This is a genomic window from Arthrobacter sp. Cr_A7 (assembly GCF_029222765.1).
In the GTDB taxonomy this organism is placed as follows: Bacteria; Actinomycetota; Actinomycetes; order Actinomycetales; family Micrococcaceae; genus Arthrobacter.
In genome coordinates, this window is sequence record NZ_JARHXQ010000272.1 from 1 (window position 1) to 5,864 (window position 5,864).

At 68.2% G+C, this 5,864-nt stretch carries 4 protein-coding genes and 1 tRNA gene; 1 reads left to right on the plus strand and 4 read right to left on the minus strand.

All coding sequences use genetic code 11. The annotated features are described in order from the left end of the window. The 4 genes from P2Q66_RS15845 to P2Q66_RS15860 form a co-directional block, all read right to left on the minus strand. Positions 1-588: MFS transporter (locus P2Q66_RS15845; protein ID WP_275729643.1), on the minus strand; the 588-nt coding region annotated here is incomplete at its 3' end. Between the two features lie 169 nt (positions 589-757). Next, positions 758-846: transfer RNA gene (locus P2Q66_RS15850), tRNA-Ser, on the minus strand. Between the two features lie 100 nt (positions 847-946). Next, positions 947-1,477, minus strand: a complete 531-nt coding sequence (locus tag P2Q66_RS15855) for a GNAT family N-acetyltransferase (protein ID WP_275729645.1) — start codon at positions 1,475-1,477, stop codon at positions 947-949. Continuing rightward, the gene (locus tag P2Q66_RS15860; RefSeq protein WP_275729646.1) at positions 1,474-3,750 is read right to left on the minus strand and encodes a prolyl oligopeptidase family serine peptidase; all 2,277 of its coding nucleotides are present in this window, start codon (positions 3,748-3,750) and stop codon (positions 1,474-1,476) included. Before P2Q66_RS15860 ends, P2Q66_RS15855 begins: the two co-directional genes overlap by 4 nt. Before the next feature lie 84 nt (positions 3,751-3,834). Between P2Q66_RS15860 and P2Q66_RS15865 the strand changes: the two genes are divergently transcribed. Continuing rightward, positions 3,835-5,796 (plus strand): FAD/NAD(P)-binding protein, encoded by a 1,962-nt coding sequence (locus P2Q66_RS15865; RefSeq protein WP_275729648.1) that lies wholly within the window; start codon positions 3,835-3,837, stop codon positions 5,794-5,796. Positions 5,797-5,864: the final 68 nt, after the last annotated feature.

Sequence of the window (5,864 nt, forward strand, 5' to 3'; positions counted from 1 at the left end):
GGGCACCAGCCTCAATGCGGCAAGGAAGGCGGCAAGGCCAAGGGGAAGGTTGATCAGGAAGATCCAGTGCCAGGTCAAGTAGGTGGTCAGTGCGCCGCCCACCAAGGGTGCCAGCACGGGTGCCAGGAGCCCCGGCCACACCAGGAAGGCAGTGGCGCGGAGCAGTTCGGATTTGGGTGTGCCGCGGAGAACCAGCAGCGTTCCCACTGGAACCATCATTGCGCCGCCTGCCCCCTGGGCGATGCGGCTCAGGGTCAGCGTGGCCAGGTCCTGGCTCAGCGAGCAGGCCAGCGAGGCCACGGTAAAGACGGCGATGGCCAGGCAGAAGATCCGCCGGGCTCCGAACCGTTCCGCCAGCCAGCCGCTGATCGGGATGCCCACGGCCACGGTCAGCAGGTAGGCCGTCATGGTGATGTTCACGTCGGCCGCGGGGACCCGGAAATCGGCGGAGATGTTGGGGATGGCGGTGGTGAGGACCGTGCCGTCCAGAAACTCCATAAAGAACGTTGCCGCCACCAGGAGGGCCAGGCGGGGGCTCCACACATGCCGGATACCGTCGGGTCCGTTGTGGGGTGCGCTTGCTGCCATCCGATTATCGTGCCACCCGAGGGGCATCTATCAGCAACACTGCTGGATCAGAAGCGTGTTCGCGAATCCGAATTCAGACGGTTCTGATCTGCGAACAAGCCCAGGAAATGAGGCCGCGCAAGTCCACCGGGAACGCAAAAGGCCCCGGTCCGGGGACCGGGGCCAAACGCGGAGACGGGGGGATTTGAACCCCCGGTCGAGTTTAACCCCGACCCTTCATTAGCAGTGAAGTCCATTCGGCCGCTCTGGCACGTCTCCAATTGCTATTCCTAGCCCACCAAGGATACGCAGATCGGGGCATGCAGTGCAAAACGGCTGTCCACCGGTGGCAGGAGATGGCGGCAGGATGCGGGCAACATCAGGAGGCGGGCTGCAGCGGGCGGACCATCCGGATCTCCCGGAGGTTCTCCCAGCTGGGAATCACGTCCTCCGCTCCGTCCGGTGTAAAGCCGAACTGGCGGTAGAAAGCGATGGCGTCGCCGTTGTCCGCGGCCACCCAGAGTGACGCGGCCGCGGTGCCCAAGGCGGCCTCCAGCAGCCGCCGCCCCAGGCCGAGGCCCTGGTGCGAGGCCAACAGGTACAGCCCCCACAACTCAAGGTCCCCGGAAGACGGGGGCGGCGACTCGTGCCAGGGATCGTCAGCCGGCACATGCCGGACGCCGGAGAACCCAACGATCGTGCCGCCGTCGCACGCCACCCATGCCTGGGCCGGTTCCGGCCGGTCCAGCAACGCCCGCCACATGGCCGCTCTGTCGGCAGGGTCCGCTGCTGCAAGGTGCGCGTCCGACAGCATGCCCCGGTAGGTTTCCTGCCAGCAGCGCAGGTGCACCTCCGCCAGCCGTTCCACGTCACCTGCCACGGCCTGCCGTACCGACAACTCCGGGGTCACGAGGTCCCGCCAGCCAGCGCCTTCCACAGGAAATGCTGGCTGCGGGCCTGCAGCGCGGCGGCCTGCCGGTTGTCGGACGCACCGGCGTGGCCACCCTCCAGGGCTTCGTGGAACCACACGTTGGGAATGCCCATGGCCAACATTCGGGCAGCCATCTTGCGGGCCTGGACGGGGCCCACCCTGTCATCCGACGTCGCCGTCCAGATGAACGTTTCCGGATACTCCACCCCGTCCTTGAGCAGGTGGTAGGGAGAGAACGTCTTGATGTACTCCCACTGCTCCGGCACGTCGGGGTCACCGTATTCCGCGATCCAGGAGTGGCCGGCAGATAGCTTGGTGTAGCGGCGCATATCCAGCAGGGGAACGCCGCACGAGACGGCGCCGAAGAGTTCCGGGTACTGGGTGAGCATGTTTCCCACCAGCAGTCCGCCGTTGGAGCCGCCCACGCAGCCCAGTCGTTCCCGTGACGTGACGCCGCGCGAGATGAGATCGCGGGCCACGGCGGCAAAGTCCTGAAACGCCTTGTGCCTGTTCTCCTGCAGGGCTGCCCGGTGCCAGGCCGGGCCGTATTCGCCGCCGCCGCGGATGTTGGCCACCACGTAAACGCCGCCGCGGGAGTGCGGGGTCTGGCCGTCGTCGCCCGGCACGCCGGTGGTCCTGCGCTCCAGCCAGGCCCTGCCCACGGTGCCGCTGTAGGAGGGCGTACGGGAAATCTCAAACCCGCCGTATCCGGAAAGCTGGGTGGGGTTCTGGCCGTCAAGCGGCAGGTTCCGCGCGGCCACCTGAAAATACGGGACGCGCGTGCCGTCGTCGGAGACGGCGAAGTGCTGCTGTACTTCGTAGTCACCGTCGGCGAAGAACGACGGCGACGTCTTCACGGGCGCATGCCGGCTCACCACGCCGGGCGTTCCGCCGTCGCCGTGGTTGCGTTCCAGCGTGCCCCGCATCAGCGTGCTGGGGGTGGTGAACCCGGTGGCGACGAGCCAGAAGTCGTCGCCCGCACCGCCGTCGGCCGCAGCCTCGTCCTCGTCGTCCACGGCGTAGGCGTTGACGTCGTGCAGCGGCGGGCAGGCGTCCAGGGGAGTGGATGCCCAGGCGCCTTCGGTTCCGCTCTGGCTGCCGGTCGGCTCGGCCGGGCGGGACGGGTCAAGGACCCTGATCTGCGACGAGACGTCCTGGAGGAGGTTGAGCAGCAGGAAGTTCCGGGTCCAGCTCCAGGACTGCAGCGAGGTGCTGGCATCCGGGGTGAACAGGACCAGGACGTTCCGGGCGCCGGCCAGGTAGTCCTCGAAGTTGGCGGCCAGCAGCGATCCGGCGGGGTAGGTGGTTCCGGCCAGCACCCAGTCCTGCTGCGGGCGGAACAGCAGCCACTCCCGGTGGGCGCTGACATTGACATCGGTGGGGACATCGATCGCCACCCACTCCCCGTCCCGCAGCACCAGGTTGGTGCGGTTGAAGAAGTCGATGTAGTCCACGGCAAAGGTGCGTTCGAAGCCGGGGGTGGAATCGTGCGCCACCACCGCCATCATGTGGTCCTCGGGGACCTCGAAGAGCCGGGGTGCGCCGGGCAGTCCGGCGCCGCGCTTGAGGGTCACCGCGGTACGGGCGTAGGAAGAGGCAGTCTTGGGGAGTCCGTCGGCGGTGGAGGCGACCAGCAGCGTATCCGCGTCGAGCCAGGACACGTTGCCCTTCGCCGTCGGCAGGTCAAAGCCGCCGCGGGCCGGGTCCACGAAGCCGCGTGCCTCGACGTCGTATTCGCGGTAGCGGTTGGCGTCGCCGCCGTCGGGGGAGAGCGCCAGCAGGGCCAGCCGGTATGGCTCGCCGGGAGCGGGCCGGAGGAACGTTGCGCCGTGGAACACCCACTCCTCGCCTTCGGCGGCGGCCAGGGCGTCCACGTCCAGCAGGATGTCCCACTCGGGCGAGTCAGTGCAGTAGCTCTCCCAGGTGGTGCGGCGCCACAGGCCCTTGGGGTTCTGCTGGTCCTTCCAGAAGTTGTAGTACCAGTCCCCGCGCTTGCCCACCATGGCGATGCGGTCCGTGGAGTCCAGGACCTCGAGGATCCTGCCCTCCAGTTCCACGTAATCGGCGTCCTCGAGCAGGTCCTCGGTACGGGAGTTCTGCTCCTTGACCCAGGCAAGCTGCTCTTCGCCGTAGATGTCTTCGAGCCAGACATTCTCATCCGTAGGCTCGGGTGCGATGCCCGCAGGCGTGCTGCCGGGGGTGGCCTGGCCGGAACCTGGGACGGACGCTGAATCAGCTGCAGTGGTGGTCATGCGCCCCATCCAAACAACATCCCTGGGGGCTGGCAAGTCAAGCGTGCAGCGCAGACTTGGTTCTCAGCCCGTACTCTGGATGCCGTGGAAATAACGCAGAGCATCCGGACAGCCATCATTGGTGCCGGACCGCGCGGCACCAGCGTACTGGAACGCCTGCTCGCCCACGCCGCCGCACACAACACCGCCGCGTTGAACGCACCCGGGACAACGGGCGGCGCCATCCGGCTCCACATCGACGTCATCGACCCCTACCCGGCCGGCTCCGGGCACGTCTGGCAGCCGGAGCAGTCGCGGCTGTTCCTGATGAACACCCAGTCTTTCTACCCCACGCTGATTCCGGAGGACCCGTCACTTCCGGCGCCGGTGGCCGGCACCACCTTTGAGCAGTGGCGTGCCCGGCAGCAGCACCACCCGCTCCCGTTCCTGACAGCGGACGAGCGGGCCGAACTTGCCGTGCTGGGTGCCAACGATTTTCCCAGCCGCGCCCTGTATGGCAGGTACCTTCGCTGCACCCTCGCGGATCTGCTGGACAAAGCGCCCGACGGCGTCACTATCGACTTCCACGAGGCGACCGCCTTGTCGGTGCGCCCCTCAAAGGACGGAACGTTCGACGTCGGCCTGGCCACCGGCGCTACCCTCCGCGCCCATTCAGTGGTCCTGGCGCTTGGCCACATCCCGTCCCGGCTGAACCCGGAACAGCGGGAACTCCAGGCCTCCGCCGGGCAACTGGGCCTGCGGTATCTGCCGCCGGCTGTGCCGGCCGACGTGGACTGGTCACAGATCCCAGCGGGCGAACCGGTCCTGGTCCGCGGCATGGGCCTGAACTTCTTCGACACCATGGTGCAGCTCACCGAGGGCCGCGGCGGAAAGTTCGTCACCAGCGGCGGACGGCTGGAGTATGAACCGTCCGGCCAGGAGCCGCTCATCATCGCTGCGTCGCGGCGCGGAACCCCGTACCGTGCCAAGGCAGCGCTGGAAGGCTACTACCCGCGCTCAGTGACCCTCCGGTACTTCACCGAAGCAGCGCTGGAGCGCTTCCGCAAGGCCGGCATCCGGCCCGGGTTCGACCACGATCTGTGGCCCCTGCTGCACCGTGACACCCTCTGGGCCTACTACTCCACCCTGGTGCGCTCGCAGCCCGGCGCCGTCCCGGATACTGCCGCCTTCCTCGCCGCCCTGGACGAGGCGCTGCATCCCCACGCCCACAGTGCGGCCAACTGGGAGGACAGCGTGGAGAGCGTGCTGGCCATCCACGTGGGGCCGAGGCACCGGCTGGACCTCCCCGGACTCGCGGCGCCGCTGGCAGGGCGTTCCTTTGCGTCGCGTTCAGAACTTGATGCCGCGGTGGTGGAGTACCTGCTGGACGATGCCCGTCGTTCCGCCCTGGGGGAGGATGACCCCGTCAAGATGGCCATCGGCGCCCTCCATCACGGACGGGCTGTCCTCAAGACGGCAGTGGCCGACGGCGGCATCACCGATGAATCGTGGGTTGCCGGCCTGCGAGGCTGGTTCGAGTCCTTCGTTGAAGGCCTGGCCAGCGGGCCGCCGGCCCTGCGCTCGGAGCAGCTGGCGGCCCTGGCCCGTGCCGGAGTTGTCAGCTTTGTAGGCCCGGACCCAAAGTTCGGTATCGACCGCCGGAACCGGATGTTCACGGCGTCCTCGCCGTGGGTGGGTGGGGCCCCGGTGTCGGCCGCCACAATGGTGGAGGCGCTCGCACCCGGCAACAGGGTCTCGGCCAACGATTCTCCGCTGCTGGAGCAGCTCCTGGCCGACGGCGCGGTCCGGCCCCGGCTCATGATGACGGCGGAAGGCGCGCCGGTGCAGTCCACGGGCCTGGACGTGGTGCCGCACCCGTACCGTCCGGTCGCGGCGAACGGGTCCGTCACCGAGGGCCTGTACGTGCTGGGCCTGCAGCTGTCCTCCACCCAGTGGGGGACCGCCATTGCCGCCGAAGCGGTCCAGCCCGGCGGGCCGGTGTACCGCAGCGGCCAGCGGACACTCCGGGACGCCGACGAGATCGCCGCCGCCATCCTGGGTTCCTGACGTACCAACCGGACGCTCTCTCACCTTTGGCGCCTTAACGGCCAACGCTCTATTACCTTTGGCGCCTA